The organism is Methylococcus capsulatus (assembly GCF_036864975.1).
GTDB lineage: Bacteria > Pseudomonadota > Gammaproteobacteria > Methylococcales > Methylococcaceae > Methylococcus.
Genome location: NZ_CP104311.1, coordinates 2,053,828 through 2,072,778, shown reverse-complemented (window position 1 = coordinate 2,072,778; position 18,951 = coordinate 2,053,828). Strand labels below are relative to the sequence as shown.

At 62.3% G+C, this 18,951-nt stretch carries 15 protein-coding genes; 5 read left to right on the top strand and 10 right to left on the bottom strand.

Annotated features, from left to right (window positions below):
• Positions 1 to 3 precede the first annotated feature (3 nt).
• The gene (locus N4J17_RS10315; RefSeq protein ID WP_198323275.1) at positions 4 to 324 is read left to right on the top strand and encodes a non-heme iron oxygenase ferredoxin subunit; all 321 of its coding nucleotides are present in this window, start codon (positions 4 to 6) and stop codon (positions 322 to 324) included.
• A gap of 48 nt (positions 325 to 372) precedes the next feature.
• Here N4J17_RS10315 and N4J17_RS10310 read toward each other — a convergent pair whose 3' ends face one another.
• From N4J17_RS10310 to N4J17_RS10280, 7 genes are all read right to left on the bottom strand, one after another.
• On the bottom strand, positions 373 to 714 hold the full coding sequence (locus N4J17_RS10310; protein ID WP_198323274.1) for a hypothetical protein: 342 nt from the start codon (positions 712 to 714) through the stop codon (positions 373 to 375).
• A gap of 11 nt (positions 715 to 725) precedes the next feature.
• Positions 726 to 1,943 carry a molybdopterin-dependent oxidoreductase gene (locus N4J17_RS10305; protein ID WP_198323273.1) on the bottom strand — a complete coding sequence of 406 codons (1,218 nt, stop codon included), beginning with the start codon at positions 1,941 to 1,943 and terminating at the stop codon, positions 726 to 728.
• A 205-nt stretch (positions 1,944 to 2,148) separates the two neighbouring features.
• Positions 2,149 to 2,664, bottom strand: coding sequence for a CDP-diacylglycerol--serine O-phosphatidyltransferase (gene pssA / locus N4J17_RS10300; protein ID WP_198323272.1), 516 nt, complete (start codon positions 2,662 to 2,664; stop codon positions 2,149 to 2,151).
• A gap of 100 nt (positions 2,665 to 2,764) precedes the next feature.
• Positions 2,765 to 5,731 carry a sensor domain-containing protein gene (locus N4J17_RS10295; RefSeq protein WP_198323271.1) on the bottom strand — a complete coding sequence of 989 codons (2,967 nt, stop codon included), beginning with the start codon at positions 5,729 to 5,731 and terminating at the stop codon, positions 2,765 to 2,767.
• 52 nt (positions 5,732 to 5,783) lie between these two features.
• Positions 5,784 to 8,237 carry a sensor domain-containing protein gene (locus N4J17_RS10290; protein ID WP_232470526.1) on the bottom strand — a complete coding sequence of 818 codons (2,454 nt, stop codon included), beginning with the start codon at positions 8,235 to 8,237 and terminating at the stop codon, positions 5,784 to 5,786.
• Between the two features lie 17 nt (positions 8,238 to 8,254).
• A complete protein-coding gene (locus N4J17_RS10285; RefSeq protein WP_198323270.1) occupies positions 8,255 to 8,920 on the bottom strand; it encodes a DUF1614 domain-containing protein in 666 nt (221 codons plus the stop codon).
• A gap of 109 nt (positions 8,921 to 9,029) precedes the next feature.
• Positions 9,030 to 9,560, bottom strand: coding sequence for an Hsp20/alpha crystallin family protein (locus tag N4J17_RS10280; protein ID WP_198323269.1), 531 nt, complete (start codon positions 9,558 to 9,560; stop codon positions 9,030 to 9,032).
• Between the two features lie 313 nt (positions 9,561 to 9,873).
• Here N4J17_RS10280 and N4J17_RS10275 point away from each other — a divergent pair, with 313 nt between their 5' ends.
• The 4 genes from N4J17_RS10275 (at position 9,874) to N4J17_RS10260 (ending at position 16,361) form a co-directional block, all read left to right on the top strand.
• Positions 9,874 to 11,028, top strand: coding sequence for an efflux RND transporter periplasmic adaptor subunit (locus tag N4J17_RS10275; RefSeq protein WP_198323268.1), 1,155 nt, complete (start codon positions 9,874 to 9,876; stop codon positions 11,026 to 11,028).
• Positions 11,025 to 14,090: an efflux RND transporter permease subunit gene (locus N4J17_RS10270; RefSeq protein WP_198323267.1), complete on the top strand. Its 3,066-nt coding sequence runs from the start codon at positions 11,025 to 11,027 to the stop codon at positions 14,088 to 14,090. Before N4J17_RS10275 ends, N4J17_RS10270 begins: the two co-directional genes overlap by 4 nt.
• Positions 14,087 to 14,404 (top strand): P-II family nitrogen regulator, encoded by a 318-nt coding sequence (locus N4J17_RS10265; RefSeq protein WP_198323266.1) that lies wholly within the window; start codon positions 14,087 to 14,089, stop codon positions 14,402 to 14,404. Before N4J17_RS10270 ends, N4J17_RS10265 begins: the two co-directional genes overlap by 4 nt.
• 76 nt (positions 14,405 to 14,480) lie before the next feature.
• Positions 14,481 to 16,361 (top strand): potassium transporter Kup, encoded by a 1,881-nt coding sequence (locus N4J17_RS10260; protein ID WP_198323265.1) that lies wholly within the window; start codon positions 14,481 to 14,483, stop codon positions 16,359 to 16,361.
• Here N4J17_RS10260 and N4J17_RS10255 read toward each other — a convergent pair.
• The 3 genes from N4J17_RS10255 to rluD are packed head-to-tail and all read right to left on the bottom strand — an operon-like array spanning position 16,348 to position 18,916.
• On the bottom strand, positions 16,348 to 17,166 hold the full coding sequence (locus N4J17_RS10255) for a ZIP family metal transporter (RefSeq protein ID WP_198323264.1): 819 nt from the start codon (positions 17,164 to 17,166) through the stop codon (positions 16,348 to 16,350). The two genes, N4J17_RS10260 and N4J17_RS10255, sit on opposite strands and share 14 nt — an antisense overlap.
• A 23-nt stretch (positions 17,167 to 17,189) precedes the next feature.
• Complete coding sequence (gene pgeF, locus N4J17_RS10250; protein ID WP_198323263.1) at positions 17,190 to 17,915, bottom strand: peptidoglycan editing factor PgeF; 726 nt, start codon at positions 17,913 to 17,915, stop codon at positions 17,190 to 17,192.
• A complete protein-coding gene (gene rluD / locus N4J17_RS10245; protein ID WP_232470525.1) occupies positions 17,912 to 18,916 on the bottom strand; it encodes a 23S rRNA pseudouridine(1911/1915/1917) synthase RluD in 1,005 nt (334 codons plus the stop codon). The genes pgeF and rluD overlap by 4 nt, the downstream gene beginning before the upstream one ends.
• Positions 18,917 to 18,951: the final 35 nt, after the last annotated feature.

Genomic DNA, 18,951 nt, shown 5'->3' with positions numbered 1-18,951 from the left:
CCGATGAACGACTGGAGCGATGTAGCACCGGTGGACAGCCTGCCCGAAGGCGGACATATCGTGGCCGATCTCGACGGCATCCCCGTCGCGGTGTTCAAGCTGGGCGGCGAATTCTATGCCATCGAGGACGCCTGCACCCACGACGGCGCCGAGATTGCCAGCGGCCGCCTGGAGGGTGACGAACTCACATGCCCTCGCCACGGCGCCCGCTTCTGCCTCAGGACCGGCAAGGTCCTCTCACCTCCCGCCTACGAAGACCTCACCTGCTTTCCGGTCCGGGTCGCGGACGGAATGATCCAGATCAGAGACGCCCGCTGGGATTAAAGCAAACGATTGACGGGTTAAGGCTGGAAGCCGTAGGTATAACGAATACTATTTTTCCTTACCATTGCCGTAATGGGAAAAAAGATATTCAACGATGGCCGTCTCGTCATGCGGTTCGATCGGCGCTTTATATACAGCCACCATCTTATGTGTAACATGAAGCCAGAAATCCTTTGACTGTCGCCCCTGATTCAGCACGTAACCGAACGAATGACAGATCAGGCATTTCAGCGCAGCGTCACGGCCAGCGCCTTCCGCCATGGGATATTCATAATCCGTAGGAAATTCCACGGTCTTGCCTTCGAACTCCCCGCTTTCAGCATAGGAATACAAGGACGTCAACGCGACGGCTACAAACAGCAAGCGTAGGAGCACACACCGGTTCGGCATAGTCGCTCTCCTTAGATGATCTGTATAGTCACGCTGTCGGCGGCATTCCACTGATATCCGCTAGGATTCCATCCCATGTCGCGTGCGAGCGGCTGCGTTTCTCCCAACCGATTGATCGCTCGGCACATGAGTGTGCAGGGGCCGCGTTTTTTTGAAATAAACCTGTAATTCCACTTGCGAAATGCATAGCGTCCCAAATCCCGGTCGAGATGCGACGAAGTCCAGGTCAAGCCGCCATCGACGGAAACAAGCACATCGCGAATGTCCATGCCGCTGTCAAACGCCACGCCTGTCATTTCTATGTGCGCCCCCCGTCTGAATTCCGCATTGGGAGAAGGCTTTGCAATGACGGATTTGATCTTCAGCGCCTTGACTGGACGCGTCTTCTGCGGCATTTCACCACCGGGCTCAACTGCGCCAAACGGATTGGTATCCGGCATGCGATAGGCCTTATCGGTATAGAACACGGGCTCATCCTTATCCAGAACGACAATGCGTTCCAGCATCTTGACCCAGTTGTCCGCAAAGTAACCTGGCACAACAAGCACCACGGGATAGCCGTTGAGGAGCGGAATATCGCTGCCGTTCATGGCGTAGGCGATAATAACGTCATCCCGCATACTCTCATCTATATCCAGCTTACGCACGAAAGGCGGCGTGGTCGGCAGAGTAGGCCGCTCCAGGCCGTTGACAGCGATAAATTGGCTATTGGCCTTAATCCGTGCATATTGCAATACGTCCTTGAGCCGAGCGCCTTTCCAGAGCGCGCAGCCCATGGCGCCATGTCCCCACTGGATTCCGCCCGTAATCGGTTTGAAATTGCTTCGGCTATTACCGGCGCACTGCTTTACCGCAACGAATTCCACCGGTTCGAAACGGGTTTTGAGATCTTGCAGCGTGAGAGACACCGGGCTGTCGACATTACCTTCTATGCGCAAAGCCCAGGTTTTCAGATCAATGGACTGCGGGATCACCGCATGGTGCCAGCGGACAAAGAACCGATCGTTGGGGGTAATTGCCGTGGCGAAAACTTCACGCGGCGTTTCCAGCAAGGGCGGCGTATTGCTATGCATGATAAGAGGCTTTTTTTCCGGCCAGCTCACCATGGGGGCCTGGTAAAGCGACGGCTGCGCCGCTTCATTCTTGCCCCAAGATTTACCTGCCAACAAAACCGCGCCTGAAGCTAAAAATCCCGTTTGCAAAAATTTCCTGCGATTGATGGGGTCCATAGCTGCTCCTCTCCTCAGCGTATATTCTGCGCATGGTCGGATGATCGCATTTTTTGAAATCCCGCGCGAAGCCAACGGCGACGGGTGTCCATCTAGAGATGAATCTGCAGAGCAAGCGCCGACTAAGAACCCTCCTCCCGCGGCGAAGGTTCGGCTTGTTTTCCCGCCTGCATCCAGGGCAGGGCGATCCGGCCCCACTTTGGGATTAGAACAAACGGTGAACTTTAAGGCTGGAAGCCATCAGCAGACCCATCGCCAGAAACACGAGGGGCCAAGCACTGAGGCTCGGCGGGAAAATCACGGACAGCAGGTAGAGCAGCGGAAACAGGACGCCGTTGACCGTGATCGGCACCCCCTCGAAGCCTTTGCTCGTGGAAATGTTGTAGCGCGCCAGCCTGAGCATGCCGCAGGCGACGAAGAACAAGAGCGGCGGCACGGCCAGCCAGGACGGCTCGCTCATGGTGAAAAACAGACAGGCCGGAGAGACGCCGAAAGAGACCAGGTCGGCCAGGGAATCGAGCTGCTTGCCGAACTCGCGGCCGCTTCGGTGAGTCCATCCCGCCACCTTACCATCCAATGAATCCCACACTACCGCCAGCGCGATCAGCCCCGCACCGATTTCCGGATGCCCTTGAATCGCCGCGAAAATCGCCGATACGCCACAGCTCAGATTGGCGATGGTCAGCGCATCGGCCCAGCACAACAGGCGCAGCATGTTCATATCAGTGTTCCTTCATTTTTCGAAAGTCATTAAATAGCACGGAAAGATGACGGCCCCGTGTCGCCGCCTGCGGTCTCTCCCGCCGGCCGGGGCCGGGGGATCAGGAAACGGCCCTCCCGTCGCCTCCGATCAATGCCTCGAAGCCACGGAGCGGCTGGGGCACACCGAACAGATAACCCTGTGCCAGACGGCAGCCGTGGGCCTGGAGATAAACGGCCTGCTGTGGGGTTTCCACGCCTTCCGCCAGCACCTCCAGGCGCAGGGCCTGAGCGATCGAGATCATGGCCTTGACCAGCTCCAATCTGCGGCGGTCGGTCGGAACACCATGGACGAAAGAGCGGTCGATCTTGATCCGCTTCACAGGAAAGCGATGCAGGTAGCTCAAGGCGGAATAGCCGGTGCCGAAGTCGTCGATGGCGATCGACAGACCCATGCGGTCGAGGTCCTCGAGGATTGTGCGGACTTCGCTGCTGTCCTCGAACAGCAGGTTTTCGGTGATTTCCAGTTCCAGCCATTCCGGCCGGCAGCCGGTCTCCTCCAGAATGCGCCGCACGGTACCGGCGAGATCGTTCAGGATGAACTGCCGAGGGGAGAGATTTACGGCGACGGACAGTGGCCGCTCGCGCCGGTCATTCCAGGCAACGGCCGCCTCACAAGCTGCGGCCAGCACCCATTCGCCGATACCGACGATGAGGCCGGTTTCCTCCGCGATCGGCATGAACTTGCACGGCAGCGCAATGCCATGGTCCTGCCTGTTCCATCGCAGCAGAGCTTCGGCGCCGACGATGGTCTTGGAAACCATGTCGAACTGCGGCTGGAAATGCAGTTCCAGTTCGTTGCGCCCCAGCGCATGCCGCAAGGCCGATTCGATCCGCATGCGTTCCGCCGCCCGAGCCGTGAGGTCGGCCGAATAGAACTGAAAGTTGTTCCTTCCTTGCCGCTTGGCGTGATACATGGCGGCGTCGGCATAACGGAACAAGGTATCGATGCCGGTGCAGTCCTGGGGGTAAAGCGCGATACCGATACTGACCGAAGCGAACAGCTCCCGGCCCTCGATCAGGAAAGGCTGAGCAAAGGCGCCGAGTATCCGGCCAGCCAGCGCCGTGAGTTCTTGGGAAGCGGTCGGGGCCGGCACCAGAACGGCGAATTCATCGCCGCCCAGCCGCGCCACCGTATCGCCTTTCCCGACTGCTCCCAGCAAACGGCAGGCGGCTTTTGATAGCAGCAGATCGCCGATGCCGTGACCCAGGGTGTCGTTGATTTCCTTGAAACGGTCGAGGTCCAGCATCATCAGGGCGAACTGCCGGCGGGGACCGGAAGCGCCCTCCATGGCCTCCCGGATATGTTTGTTGAACATCTCGCGATTCGGCAATCCGGTCAGGGAATCGAAAAATGCCAGGTGATGGATGCACCGGCGATAAGCATCGATTTCCGTGATATCCCGTCCGACCGCCAGCGTATGCATCACTTCGTCGTCGAAACCGAATTCCGGTATCAGCCGGATATGGGAGACCAGCTCACGCTCCTGCGCCGTTTTCCAGCTCAGCTCGTACTCTGCCGGCTCACCGGTTTCGAAAACCTGCTGAATCTTCGCCTGGTAAGCCCGAGCGCTTTCGCCGCCGGGGAACTCGAGCGGCGTTTTCCCCAGCAGCTCGGCAAGAGGCATGCCGGCTTCCTTCACCAGCCGGGGATTGGCGTAAATGCAGCGGCAGTCCCGATCATAGCGGGCTACGGTGTCGGGCGAATGCTCGACCAGGGATCGGAACTCTCGTTCACGCGCCTTGAGCTGCCGGTCGGACCGGTCACGTTCGAGAGCCGCCGCGACCCGCGTCGCGACGAGCTGTAACAGGGCGATCACGGAGTCCATATCCGCCATGGGCTTGCCATCCATCACCGCGATCAAGCCGATCGCAGTTCCGGCCGAATCCCACAACGGCACGCCAGCATAACTTTCCACCTCCAAGTCCTGCAAGATGAGGTCATCGGGAAACAGCCGGCGTACCTGGCGGGGGAAACAGCACAGACTGCGGCCCACGACGTTTTCGCAAGGGGTTCCGGCGAGTCTGTAGCAGATAGTGGGCAGATCCTCCCCCCGTGCGTACATCGCGACGGTCTCGACGAGGTTGACATCCCTCATCAGCCGGTCGATGACGACGTAATCGACGCCGAGGGTTTTGCCGAGGTAATGCGCAATAGTGGAAAAGAATGCATCGCCGTCCCTCGCCCAGCTACGCTGGGCGATGAACTGCAAGGTCTCTTCCATCCGCTTCCGCTCGGTGATGTCGATCAGAAAGCCATGCCATAGGGTGACGCCGTCTTTATGCCGCTCCGGCACGGAGCGGGCCTCCAGCCATCGCTCGCCCTTGACCGGATGAAGGATGCGGTATTCCTCTGCGAAGGGCAGCGGTTCACGACCAGTGCTCTCTTGGCAGAGCATGACCCGATCCCGGTCTTCGGGAACGATGCGCGAATACAGATGGCCGATGTCGTCCAGGACTGCTTCCACACTCAGCCCGAGAATGTCCTCCACGCCGGAACTGGCGTAAGTCATGGCAAGGTGCCCATCGGCACGCACCTCCATGGTATACATGAACCCCGGCGCGCACTGGGCAAAGCGAGCGAGACGTTCCAGGCTTTCCCGCTTGGCCTTCAGCCTATCGAGTTCCTTCAGGCGCGCCTCGGCTTCACGGCGCGGACGAAGATCGCGGCTGATACACACCGCCAGCGTCTTTCCGTCCTGCTCGAAGAGGTTCGTCGTCACTTCGACGGGGATCTCTGTCCCGCCCGCCACTCTGTGGAGCGTCTCGAACGTCGCCCCCCCTGTCTGCCGGTACCGCTCCAGGAGGTGAGGCAGAGATTCCTCGTCGTATGTAGGGTCGAAATCCAACGGACACCAGGTCAGCAGGGTTTCGAGACCGACGCCGAAGTGGTGACAGGCCGCTTCGTTCGCATAGATGATGCGGGCGCTGTCTTCCATGTCATGAACCGTCACCACCTGATCCCGGAGACACTCGATCATCGCCCGGAACATGACGTTGTCCCATGCCGCGGTTTCCCCGCTCTCCATCTTTAGCCTCCCTCATCGGGCTTGCCGTGTGAATGTCCCGGGCCGGAACCCCTCAGTCCTTGCCCGCCAGAAGCAGATCGAACCGCTCCTGCGGTACCGGTCTGCCGAACAGATGCCCTTGCGCCAACCGGCAACCCTGGGCGTGAAGATATTCCGCCTGATGAGACGTTTCCACTCCTTCCGCGATCACTTCGAGCCGCAAGGCGAGCGCAATCGAAATGATGGCCCTGACCAACTCCACCTTTTCCCTATCGGCTGGAAAGCCTTGGATGAAAGAGCGATCGATTTTTATCTGGTCCAGCGGAAAACGGTTGAGATAGCTCAGCGCCGAATAGCCGGTACCGAAGTCGTCGATGGAAATGGCGAAGCCCATGTCGTGCAGTTCCTCCAGGGCCGCGCCGACCGCGGCATCGTTCCCGAGCAGCAGGTTCTCCGTGATCTCGAGTTCCAGCCATTCCGGGCGGCAGCCGGTATCCTGGACGATGCGCTGCAATTCGCCGGGCAGATCATTGCGGGTGAATTGCCGGGCGGACAGGTTCACCGCAACCTTGAAGGGGGAGCCGAAGGTCCGGTGCCAGTGGGCGGCACGGCGGCAGGCCGTCGCCAGGACCCAGTAACCCAGATCACGGATGAACCCCGTTTCTTCCGCAATGGGGATGAACCGGTCTGGCGTCACGAGACCCTCCTGCGGATGCCGCCACCGCAACAAGGCCTCTGCGCCGACGATGCGCCCGGCCGGCAAGGCCACCTGCGGCTGATAGTACAGCTCCAGTTCGCCGTTCCCGAGCGCTTTGCGCAGCGCCTCTTCCATGGCCGCACGGTCCGACACCCGTACGGCGAGCTCCTCTGCATAGAACTGGAAGTTGTTCCGACCCAGCCTCTTGGCATGGTACATGGCCAGATCCGCCTGCTTGTACAGCCGGTCCGCGTCACACTGGCCTTCCGCATGCAGGACGATGCCGATACTGACCGAAACGAACAGCTCCTTCCCTTCGATGGTGAAGGCTTCGCCGAAAGCCTCGAGGATCCTGCCGGCGATGGTGCAGAGATCGCCCCGGTCGCGTACCACCGGCAACAGGATCGAAAACTCATCCCCTCCCAAGCGCGCCACGGTATCGTAGCCGCGGACGCAGGCGTTCAGGCGCCGGGCCGCCTCACACAGCAACCGGTCGCCGGCGCTGTGCCCCAATGTGTCGTTCACTTCCTTGAAACGGTCCAGGTCGAGCAGCATCAGCCCGAACTGGCTGCCTCGCCTGGCGGCGTCGCTCAGACACTGGCGCATCCGATCGTTGAGCAATGCCCGATTGGGCAGGTCGGTGAGCGGATCGAAGAATGCCAGGCGCTGGATGCGCCGCCGGTATTCATCCACCTCTGTGATGTCCCTCCCGACCGCCAGCACGCCGGTACATTCGCCATCGGGGTCGCGTTCTGCCACCAGACGGATGTGCAGCAGGCGAGGACCTTTGTGCGTGTCCTGCAGCAGGAGTTCGATTTCGTCGGCTTGGCCGGTGGCGATGACCCCTCTGAGCTTCCCCTCGTAGGCTTCGAACCGCTGGTCAGCAGGATGCAGCTCGGTCGGTGTCCGGCCTATCATGTCACTGGCGGCAAACAGCAGGGTGTTCTCCAGACTGGGATTGAGGTAGACGATGCGGCAATCCCTGTCGTAGCGCATGATGCTGTCGGGCGAGTTCTCGGCGAGTGAGCGGAATTCGCGTTCGCGCCGGACCAATGCCGTGTCCGTCCGCTTGAGGCGGCGGGCTTCGCGCACCACTGCCAGAATGTAGCCGCTGCCTTCGTGCTCGAGATAGCGGGAATCGACTACGACCGGCAGCCGACGTCCGTCTTTCGTACGGTGGAGGGTTTGCCACTGGAGGGAGGTCTTTTCCCGGAGTTCCCGGAAATGACCGGCCCAGGACCGTCCTGCCAGATCGGGCAGGACGTCGGCGGCCGACAGGTTCAGCAGCTCCTCGCGGGAATAGCCCAAGGCCTTTCGCCAGGCTTCATTGGCGTAGACGAACCGCCCGTCGCCATCGCAGATCGAGACCCTTTCGGCGAGACGATCCAGGGCCTTGTCGATGAGCCCAATCTGGCCCTCGGCCTGCTTGCGTTTGGTCATGTCCGCAAGGAAACCCTGCCACCGCGTCACACCATTCGACAGGTACTCGGGCACGGCGAAAAACTCGAACCAGCACGGCCCTCTCGCGGGGTGGTCGATCCAGAACTCCCTCTTGATCGGCATCGGACCACGCTGGGCCGGTTCCTGCCGTAGTCCTGCCCGTGCCCGGTCCTCCGGCCTGACCGAGGCTTCGATGCCGGCGGCTTGCAGCAGGCAGCCTGGTTCCGTTCCTAACAGGTTCTCCACCTCAGGATCGGCGTGAACGATCGCGACACGGCCATCCGGATGCTGCTCCAGGATACAGACACCGACCGCCGCTCTTTCCGCCGCAGAAAGAAGGTCGGACACCCGCCCCGACTCCATCTTCCGCTGCCCGTCGATCGTCGCCATATCCCCTGCCTGCCTTCTCAGGTCAGAAGGACAGCGACCAGGCCCGTCATAAAAATGCCGTCGAAGGTCCCCGCGCCGCCAATGGAAGCCACCGGCGCGCCGAGGTGACGGATATCGGGGATGCGCAGCAGATCAGCCCCGATCAGCACGCCCAAGGTTCCGGCGATATAGGCGACCGGCGCCCGATGTTCACCACCCAGTGCCAGGGCAACCGCCGCTGCGGCGAGAGGAGCGATCAGGATCGGCATGCCGATACCGAAGCCGGGAATCGGCCGGCTGAAGCGGTAGGCCACCGCGGCCACGATAGCCGTCGCCAGCACCAGCTGAGGGAGCGGGATGCCGTCATTGGCGAGCAGGTACAGCGAAAAGGCCACCGGGACCAGTCCGCCCCCCACATTGACCACGATTTTAGTCCGCCCGGTGAACGGAATTTCCGGCAGGCGCAGCAACCCGCGGAAAGGCGGCGGCGGAGCGACCGGCGGCGAGTCCGCCTCGATGGTGGCCACCGGCAGGTTGATAGCACTGCCCAAAAGCGAAGTCAGGAGCAGACTGAGGGCGGACGCCGGGTCGAGGCCGAGCTTTTCGAAAGTCAGCGCAATGATCTGGAAATTGATGCTGAGGATGAGCCACAGCAGCAGGCCGGCAAAAAACAGAAAATACAGAGGGGAAAAAGGTCCGCGCATGGCATGCTCCGGCCTTATCGTGGATATCGCATGGCGAATACCGTTCTCGTCTTGATCAGTTTTCGAACGCGGGCCGGAAGCGGCGTGCTCCGCTCCGGCCCGGCTCCCCTCAGTCGATCTTGATGGTCTGACGTTTGCTGCCCGCCGCCTTGGGAATCACCACCTCCAGTATCCCATCCTTGAAGGTGGCCTTGGCCTTGTCCGCGTCCACGGCACAAGGCAGGCGCAGACTCCGGCTGAATTCACCGCGGCTCATTTCGCGGTAAAAATACTGGCCCTTCTCTTCTTTGCTTTCGGCCTGTGAGGAAGCCTGTAACGTGAACACGTCCTCGCTCAGGGTGACTTCCACATTATCTTTGGTGACGCCCGGCAGTTCCGCCTTGACCACCACTTCGTCCGGCCGGTCGATCACATCGACCTTCGGCACGCGGGCGCCTGAGAGGGCGGTCCGGAACAAGGAGGGCCAGGGCCTGCGCATCAGCGTCCAAGGCTCGTGTTCCAGCCATCCCGCCGGGAACACCTGCTCCATCCACCGCTCCATTTCATCCCAGGGACTGGGGTAGGCTCTCGTCGCCGCGGGTTCGGCAACCTTCACTTCCTTTCCCGTGGATTCGTTCCCATGCTCTTCCTTCTTGCTCATGACGCGGACCTCCAAAACAGTTGAAAAATCGTCGAGCCGGGCGCCTCGCCCGGATATGTCGGCATCTCTCGCCGACGGCCTAAGTATAGCGGCAACGGTGCCAAAGTACCCTTGCGGTCGGGGCTTTACCACCTTGGCGGGACATCCTCCCCGGAGGATTTCCCAAGGCCCGCGCTAAAATCCGTAACATCGGGCGGTTGGAATATATCGTATCATTGGGCGTGAATATTGCTTCAATTGCTGGCCGGAGCGAGGGGGCGGGTCCGGCAGCGCCTTCGAAATCCCCCGGCCAAATCTCCTGGAGTCTGACGACATGACATTTCATTGCCCCTGGCAATGGCTCCGCCCCTGCGCGCTGGCGCTCGCGCTCGCCGCCTGCCACGGCGCTGATGACGATGAGCGGACTGAATTTTCCAGCAGTCCACAGGACATCCTCCAGCTTCCGGCGGACTCCCCCAAGTTCCGCTACATCCGGGAGGCGGAAGCCGTTCCCGAACAGCGCCCGCTGCTGGAACCGCTCACAGGCAAGATCACTTACGACGAAACCCGCACGGCACGCGTGTCCTCGCCCATCGCCGGCCGCGTCATCGCGATTCCGGCACAGCCCGGCACCGTCGTTCATGTCGGTACGCCATTGCTCGAGCTGGACAGCCCCGAACTCGGGCAGGCCCAGGCGGAATATGCCAAGGCCACCGCCGACCTCAAGCTGGCTGAGCACGATTTCGATCGCCTGAAAAAACTGTACGAAAACGGGATCGCGCCGCACAAAGAATTCCATCAGGCCGAGGATGCGCTGGAACGGGCCCGCAGCGAAGCCGAACGCAGCCGCCTCCGCCTAGCCAATCTCGGCGTGCAGGAAAAACGCCCCGACAACCATTTCATCCTCAAGGCACCGATCGCCGGCGTCGTCACCGAGCGCAACGTCAATCCCGGCATGGAGGTCCGTCCGGACCTTCCGACCCCGCTCTTCGTGGTGTCGGATCTGGACCGGCTCTGGGTGCTCCTCGATGTCTTCGAAAAGGACCTGGCCGTGATCCATCCGGGACAGGACGTCAAACTCACGGTACCGGCCTACCCGGACCAATGGTTCCCGGCGAAGATCGACTACATCGGCAAGGTGGTGGACGAAACCACCCGGACGGTGAAAGTGCGCTGCCTGCTTCCCAATCCGGAAGGCAAACTGCTGCCATCGATGTATGCCTCGGTGGAAGTGGAAAGCCCGCCCGACGACAAAGCGATCGTCGTCCCGCTCACGGCCCTGTTCACCGAAGGGGAATCGGATTGGCTGTTCGTATCCCTCGGTGAAGGCCGGTACCAGAAACGCCAGGTGCGGGTCGGACTGCGGCTGAAGAAGGAGGCCGTGCTGCTGGAGGGCGTCCAGCCCGGCGAGCGGATCGTGACCGACGGTGCCCTCTTGCTGCGGTCCGAACTCGATACGGCTGCGGACGATGGCAAGCAAAAACCATGATTCGCCCTGTCATCGTATTCTGTCTGCACCAGCGTCTGCTGGTCATCGGTCTCGCCGTGCTGCTGACGGCAGGCGGCATCCTGTCGTTCGAGAAGCTGCCGGTGCAGGCTTTCCCCGACGTGCAGAACGTCTTCGTGCAGGTCGTCACCCAATTTCCCGGTCAGGCGCCGGAGGAAGTGGAAAAACTGGTCACCCTGCCGATCGAGCGCGAAATGAACGGTCTGCCCCATCTCATCAATCTGCGCTCGGTGTCGATCTTCGGACTGTCCGTCGTCACTCTGACCTTCGATGACGACGCCGAAGACTACTTCTCCCGGCAGCAGGTGCTGGAGCGGCTGCGCGCGGTGAGCCTCCCTGCCTCGGCCAGTACCAGCCTGGGGCCACTCAGTACCGGAATCGGCGAAATCTACCGCTACCGGATCGAAGCCCCTGGACTGTCCCTGATCGAACAGCGTGCGCTGCAGGACTGGGTCATCGAGCGGCGTCTGCGCACCGTACAGGGTGTGGCGGACGTGGTGTCGTTCGGCGGCGGGGTCAAGCAGTACCAGGTCCAGATCGATCCCAACCGCCTGAAGGACTACCGCCTGACCGTGCAGGACGTCTACCAGGCGGTGGCGAACAACAACGGCAATACCGGCGGCGGCTATATCGAGCACGGCTACGAAGCGCTGGTGGTGAGGGGCGTCGGACTGCTCAAATCGATGGACGAACTCAAGTCCATCGTCGTGGCCACCCGCGACGGCGTGCCGGTCCATGTCCAGAACGTCGCCACCGTCAGCATCGGTCCCCAGCCGCGCACCGGTATCGTCGGCTTCAACCAGCTCGACGAAGTGGTGGAAGGCGTGGTGCTGCTGATCAAGGGCCGTGATGCCATCGAGGTCCTGACGGGGGTGAAAGCCGAAATCGATGGGTTGAACCGGCACGGCCTCCCGCCTGGCGTGAAAATCGTCCCGTTTTACGACCGCACAGAGCTGGTGCACCACACCATCCACACGGTCGAACACAACATGCTGGAAGGGGCCTTGTTGATCCTCGCCGTACTGCTGCTGTTCCTGCGCCGGCTGGCAGCCGCCCTGGTGGTCATCGTGGTCATCCCGCTTTCCCTGCTGTTCGCATTCATCCTCATCGATGCCCTGCACATCTCCGCCAACCTGATTTCGCTGGGCGCAATCGATTTCGGCATCATCGTCGACACGGCGGTGGTACTGGTGGAGGCGGTCATCGTGCGCATATCGTTCGATTTGGACCGCAAGGCGGATCTCCCACAAATGCGGCGGACTCTGCTCGACACCAGCATCGAGATGGGACGGCCGGTGCTGTTTTCGAAAGCCATCATCATCACCGCTTTCCTGCCGATCTTCACCTTCCAGCGGGTGGAAGCCAAGATCTTCTCGCCAATGGCCTATACGCTGAGCTTCGCCCTCCTCGGTTCGCTGGTCGTCAGCCTGACCCTCATTCCGGTCTTGCTGACCTATCTGCTGGGACCGCGGCTGTCGGAGGCGCACAACCCTCTGGTGACTTTCATGGAACACCGCTATCGACGCCTCTTGGCCGGCATTCTGCGGCGGCCGACCCGACTGTACGTCACCAGCGGACTCCTGCTGACGCTGGCCGGCGGCTCGGTCCATTTCATCGGCACCGAGTTCATGCCCAAACTCGACGAGGGCAACATCTGGCTCACCATTACCCTGCCGACGCCGATTTCGCTGGCCAAGGGCAAAGAGCTGGAGCGCGACATCCGTGCACGGCTGCTGGAGTTTCCCGAAGTCCGCTCGATCACGACTCAGCTCGGGCGTCCGGAAGATGGCACCGACCCGAAGGGTTTCAACAATCTCGAGATCCTCGTCGATTTGCACGACAAGGACAGTTGGCGCTTTGCGGACAAGGAGCGGCTGGTCGAGGCCATGCAGCAGAAGCTCGACGTCTTTCCCGGGCTGCAGTTCAACTTTTCGCAAGTGATCCAAGACAACGTGGAAGAAGCGATTTCCGGTGTCAAAGGCGAAATCGCGGTGAAGATTTTCGGCGACGACCTGAAAGTCCTGCAAGAAAAAGCCGATCAGGTCACCCGTATCCTGCGCTCGATCCGCGGCGCCACCGACGTCGCCGCCGAGCAGCAGTCCGGTCTGGCCCAGGCCGTGATCGAGGTCGACCGCGCCGCCATCGCCCGCTATGGGGTCAGTGTCAATGACGTGGAGGAGACCATCGGGATCGCCGTCGGCGGCCGAAGCGCCACCCGTTTTCTCGAAGGCGAACGCCGCTTCGACGTCGTGGTCCGGATGAAGGAGGAGGCGCGCGATTCGATCGGCGCCATCGCCGATCTCACGGTCACGACCCCGCAAGGCAGCCGCGTGCCGCTGGCCGAACTGGCCGATATCAAGGTCGACCAGGGCGCATCCCGCATCAGTCGCGAGGACAACCGGCGGCGCATCGCCGTAAAATGCAACCTGATCGACCGCGATCAGGGGGGCTTCGTGGCCGAAGCCCAGGCGCGCGTCGCCCGGGAGGTCCGGCTGCCCCCAGGCTATCGGCTGTTGTGGAGTGGCCAGTTCGAAAACCAACAGCGGGCCATGAAGCGCCTCGCCGTCATCGTGCCCATCAGCCTGATCCTGATCTTTCTTCTGCTATTCTGGACATTCAAGTCGATGCGCCACGCTGGACTGATTGTGATGAACGTGCCGTTCTCGCTCATCGGCGGACTCGGCGCCCTGCTGGCAACCGGCATCCACCTGAGCGTCTCGGCCGCCGTGGGCTTCATTGCCCTGTTCGGTATCGCGGTGCAGAACGGGGTCATCCTGCTGTCCCGGATCAATCAGCTGCGGCGGGAAGGACGTGGCATGACGGATGCGATCGTCGATGGCTCGGTGAGCCGGTTGCGACCGGTGGTCATGACCGCATTGATGGCGATGCTGGGCCTGTTTCCGGCGGCTCTGTCGCACTCGGTCGGCTCGGAAACGGCGCGGCCGTTCGCCGTGGTCATCATCGGCGGCCTGGTCAGCGCCACCGGGCTGACCCTGACTTTGCTCCCGGTACTCTACCGGCGTTTTGGAGGAACCGCCTCGTGAAAGAGATACGCGCCTACATCCAGCCGTTCATGCTGTCCAAACTGACCATGGCGCTGCTCGATATCCCCGGATTCCCCGGCATGAGCGTGTCGGACTGCGAAGGCTTCGGCCGCAGCAAAACCAGCGCCGCCCAGGAGTTCAGCCCCTTCATGGCGAAGAAACGGATCGAGATCTTCGCGCCCGACGAGCTGGCCGATCGCATCACGGCCGTCATCCTGGAAACCGCCAACACCCATCAACCCGGTGCCGGTACAGTGTATGTACTGGATGTCGGCAAGGGCGCCCGGATCAGCCAAGGCCAGTGGGAAAGTTGATTCCTTCTGGGATAATCTTCGCGCCGAGGCGTCCCCCAACGCTGCTTCCTTCCGACCCGGAGCTCGTGATACGTCCATGGACCGAACCAAATCGAAATCTTCCGGATTCCTGACCCTGTCCGCCGGCGCCCTGGGCGTGGTCTACGGCGACATCGGCACCAGCCCCCTGTACACCGTGCGGGAAATCTTCGGCGGCGCTTATGCCGTCCCGCTGACGCCGGAGAACATCCTCGGCGCGCTATCCCTGATCTTCTGGGCCCTGCTGATCATCGTGGCCGTGAAATACGTGGTGTTCGTCATGCATGCGGACAATCACGGCGAAGGCGGCATCATGGCCCTGACCGCCCTCGCCCTTCGACAGCGGCACCGGCGCAAGCACCGGGCCTGGATCATCGCCCTGGGTCTCTTCGGCACGGCGCTTTTCTATGGCGATGGGATGATCACGCCCGCCATTTCGGTACTTAGCGCGATGGAGGGCTTGAGGATAGCCACGGCGGCGCTGTCGCACTACGTGGTTCCGGGTTCGATCGTGATCCTGCTGGCACTGTTCTTGATCCAGCGGCGGGGAACGGAGCGCGTGGGCAGACTGTTCGGCCCTATCATGCTGGCATGGTTCCTGGCCATTGGCGCGTTGGGTTTCGTCAGCCTGCGCCAGACGCCGGAAGTGCTCGCCGCCTTCAATCCGCTCCATGGACTCCGGTTTCTCACCGCCCACCAGGGTCTGGGCTTTGCCGCGCTGGGCGCGGTGGTATTGGCGGTCACAGGGGCCGAAGCGCTGTACGCCGACATGGGCCATTTCGGCAAGGCCCCGATCCGCGTCACCTGGTTCGTCGTGGTGTTTCCGGGCCTGATCCTGAACTATCTCGGCCAGGGCGCCCTGCTGATCCGCAACCCGGAAGCGGTGCAGAATCCGTTTTATCTCCTGGTGCCGGAATGGGCGATCTATCCGATGATCGCGCTGGCCACGGTCGCCACCGTGATCGCCTCACAGGCGGTCATCTCCGGTGCGTTCTCGCTCACGCATCAGGCCATCCAGCTCGATTACCTGCCGCGCCAACGCATGATCCACACCTCGGAATCCGAACGGGGCCAGATCTATGCGCCGGCGGTCAACCGCCTGCTGCTGATCGCCGTACTGACCCTGGTGCTGATGTTCGGTTCGTCTTCCAGCCTGGCCTCTGCCTACGGTCTGTCCGTCGTCGGCACCATGGTGGTCACCACTTTGCTCGCCCTGGTCGTCGCCCACGACACCTGGCGCTGGCCAGCCCTGGCGCTGCTCGTCACCGGAGCGGTCCTGCTGTCGGTCGATCTGTCTTTCCTGACGGCCAATCTCGCCAAGCTCGGGGATGGCGGCTGGATTCCCCTGAGTCTGGGACTGATTCTGGCCACCGTCATGTCGACCTGGAAAAAAGGCCGCGACGTCCTTTTCGCCCGCCTGCAGCAGGAGTCCGAATCCCTGAGCCGGTTCCTGCAGCGGCTGACCGACGAGCCGCCGCCGTTCCGGCCGGCCGGCACCGCAATCTTCCTGACCGCCCGCAACCTCAGCCTGCCCTTCGCCCTGCTGCGCAACTACGAGCACAACCAGGTGATCCACCAGCGGGTGATCCTGCTCACCATGAGTACGCTCGACAAGCCCTACGCCGCGGAAAAGGAAAAAATCACCATCGAGGCGCTGGAGCACAATTTTTTCCGTATCACGACCCGCTTCGGCTTCATGGAACGCCCCAACGTGCTGCGCATGCTGAACCTGTGCCGTCACGCCGGGTTGCACATCGATCTGGAAAAGACCACGTTCTTCCTGGGCCGGGAAACACTGATCCGCTCCGCCGAGCGGAGTCTGAACCGCTGGGAGGAAGTGCTGTTCATCTCCATGTTCCGCAACGCCTACAATCCGACCGGCTACTTCAAGCTGCCGGTGGACCGGGTGGTGGAGCTCGGCACCGTCATCGCGATATGACGGAAGCCGTCCGGGGTGTTTCCGGATGCCTGCCCTCGGTCCAATGGTTGACCATCACGATCAGGGCGATGCCAGCCGCGATCATGACGAGCTGCTGGAGGGCGGCGGAGAGGTGCGTCCGGCGGTGCAGAGAGGGAATCAGATCGGCGACGGCGACATAGATGAAGCTGGAGGCGGCCAACGCCAGCACATAAGGCAGCACGCCGTTCATCCGTTCCAGCGCGAAATAGGCGGCCACCCCACCCACCACCGTCCCCAGGCTGGACATCAGGTTGTACCAAAGCGCACGGGTCCGGCCATAGCCGCTTTGCAGCAGAATGGCGAAGTCCCCCACCTCCTGGGGAATTTCGTGGGCGGCGACGGCCAGGGCGGTGACGATGCCGAGCCGGATGTCGGTCAGGAAAGCCGCTGCGATCAGCACGCCGTCGACCAGATTGTGGATCACGTCACCGATGACGATGAGCGTACCGGCAGGCTGATGGAAATGGCCCTCGCCGTGTGTCTCGCAGTCGCCGGCGTGGCAATGGCGCCACAGCAGCAGCTTCTCCAGGATGAAGAAGCCGAGGATACCCGCCAGCACCGTGGCGAACAGCATCTCGGTGTTGCCGACGCCGACGCCTTGGGCAGCCTCCGGAATGAGGTGCAGGAACGCCACGCTGAGCAGGGAGCCCAGGGCGAAACTGACGCCATGCGGCAGAAGGTGCGGGTGATGGTCTTCCGGAATGAGCAGAAACAGCGAAGCGGCGATGACGCTGAGCACACCGCCCAGCAAGGAAAACAACAGAATCCAGAGTAATACGCTCATCGGCGAAAAACGTTTGAAGGTGTTTAGCGGTCGCGCCAGACGAGCGTGGCCATCCGGCCCGTCACTCCGTCGCGCCGGTAGGAGAAAAAGCGGCTTTCATCGCCATAGGTGCACCAGCCTCCGCCATGGACGTCCCGGATGCCGAGGCGCCGAAGGCGCAGCCGGGCCAGCCGATAAATGTCGGCCAGCCAGCGGCCATTATCGCCGGGCCGGAAGGCCGCGTCACTTTCGGCGTCTTGCGCCAGAAAAGCGGCACGCACTTCGTCGCCGACTTCGAAGGCTTCCGGCCCGATCGCCGGACCGAGCCAGGCCAGCAGATCGGACGCCCCCAAGGCCGCAACCGCCTGCTCGATCACACCACCCGCCAGCCCCCGCCAGCCGGCATGCACGGCGGCCACACCCGCCCCGTCGCGGGTGCACAGCAAGACCGGCAGGCAGTCGGCGGTCATCACCGCACAGACCACCCCAACGTTCCAGGTGTAGCTGGCATCCGCCTCGGGTTCGGCCTCCCGGCCGGCCTCGACCGCAGCGTTCCCATGTACCTGGCGCAGCCAGGCGGGCTCCGCTGGCAGCCCCAAATTACGGCGCAGCAATGCGCGGTTCGTGGCAACCGCGGCCGGATCGTCGCCGACATGGAGCCCGAGATTCAGACCGGCGTATACGCCCGCGCTCACTCCGCCCAGGCGCAGGGTCGATGCCGCCCGCACTCCCGGCGGCGCAGGCCAGTCGGGCTCGAGCCAAAGCGTCACCCCAGGCTCCGCAGGAGACGAAGCAAGGCATCGAAATCCGCTGGCAGCGGCGATTCCCAAGCCATCTCCCCGCCCTTCTCCGGATGGATCAGGCCCAGCCGTGCCGCATGCAGGGCCTGCCGGCGAAACCCGCGTAAGGACTCGATCAGCGCCGGATCGGCGCCGGCCGGGATGCGAGCGCGTCCGCCATAAACCGGATCGCCGACCAAGGGGAGATGCCGATGGGCCATATGGACCCGGATCTGATGGGTCCGCCCGGTTTCCAACCGGACCCGCAGCAGGGTATGGTGCGGGAAACGCTCCTCCACCCGGTAATGGGTCACCGACTCCTTGCCGTCAGGACGCACGGCGAAGCGTTTGCGGTCCGTAGGGTGCCGCCCGATCGGCTCGTCCACTGTCCCCCCGGCGGTGACCGTCCCGTGGACCAGAGCCAGGTATTCGCGGTTCACGCTATGGTCTTTGAGCTGATCCACCAGGGATTTGTGCGCCTCCAGCGTACGGGCGACCACCAGCAGGCCGCTGGTGTCCTTGTCCAGCCGGTGCACGATGCCGCAGCGAGGGATGGCCGCGAGCGTAGGGTCAAGGTTCAGGAGGGCGTTCTGCAGCGTTCCGGCCGGATGCCCTGCTGCTGGATGCACTACCAGGCCGGCGGGCTTGTCGATGACGAAAATCGACTCGTCGGCATGCACGACGGCCAGAGGGATCGCTTCGGCCTCGCACTCGACGGCCGCCTCGGCCTCCGCCCGCAGCTCGACGCGCTCACCGCCGAGCAGCTTCTGGCGGGGGGCCACTTGAACGCCATCCAACAGTGCATGGCCGTCCTTGATCCAGGTTTGCAGGCGGGCGCGGGAAAAGTCTGGAAACAGCACGGCCATCGCCTGGTCCAGCCGCAGGCCGGCCAGATCGTGCGGAATTTCGGTGGTCAGGATTCGGCTTCGCGTCACGGTAAGGGAAAGAGGCAAAGGTCTGTGAATACGGTTATACTGCGGGGCCTTTCGCATGGCTGACGCGCCCGTCAATCGCACACACGAGGTAG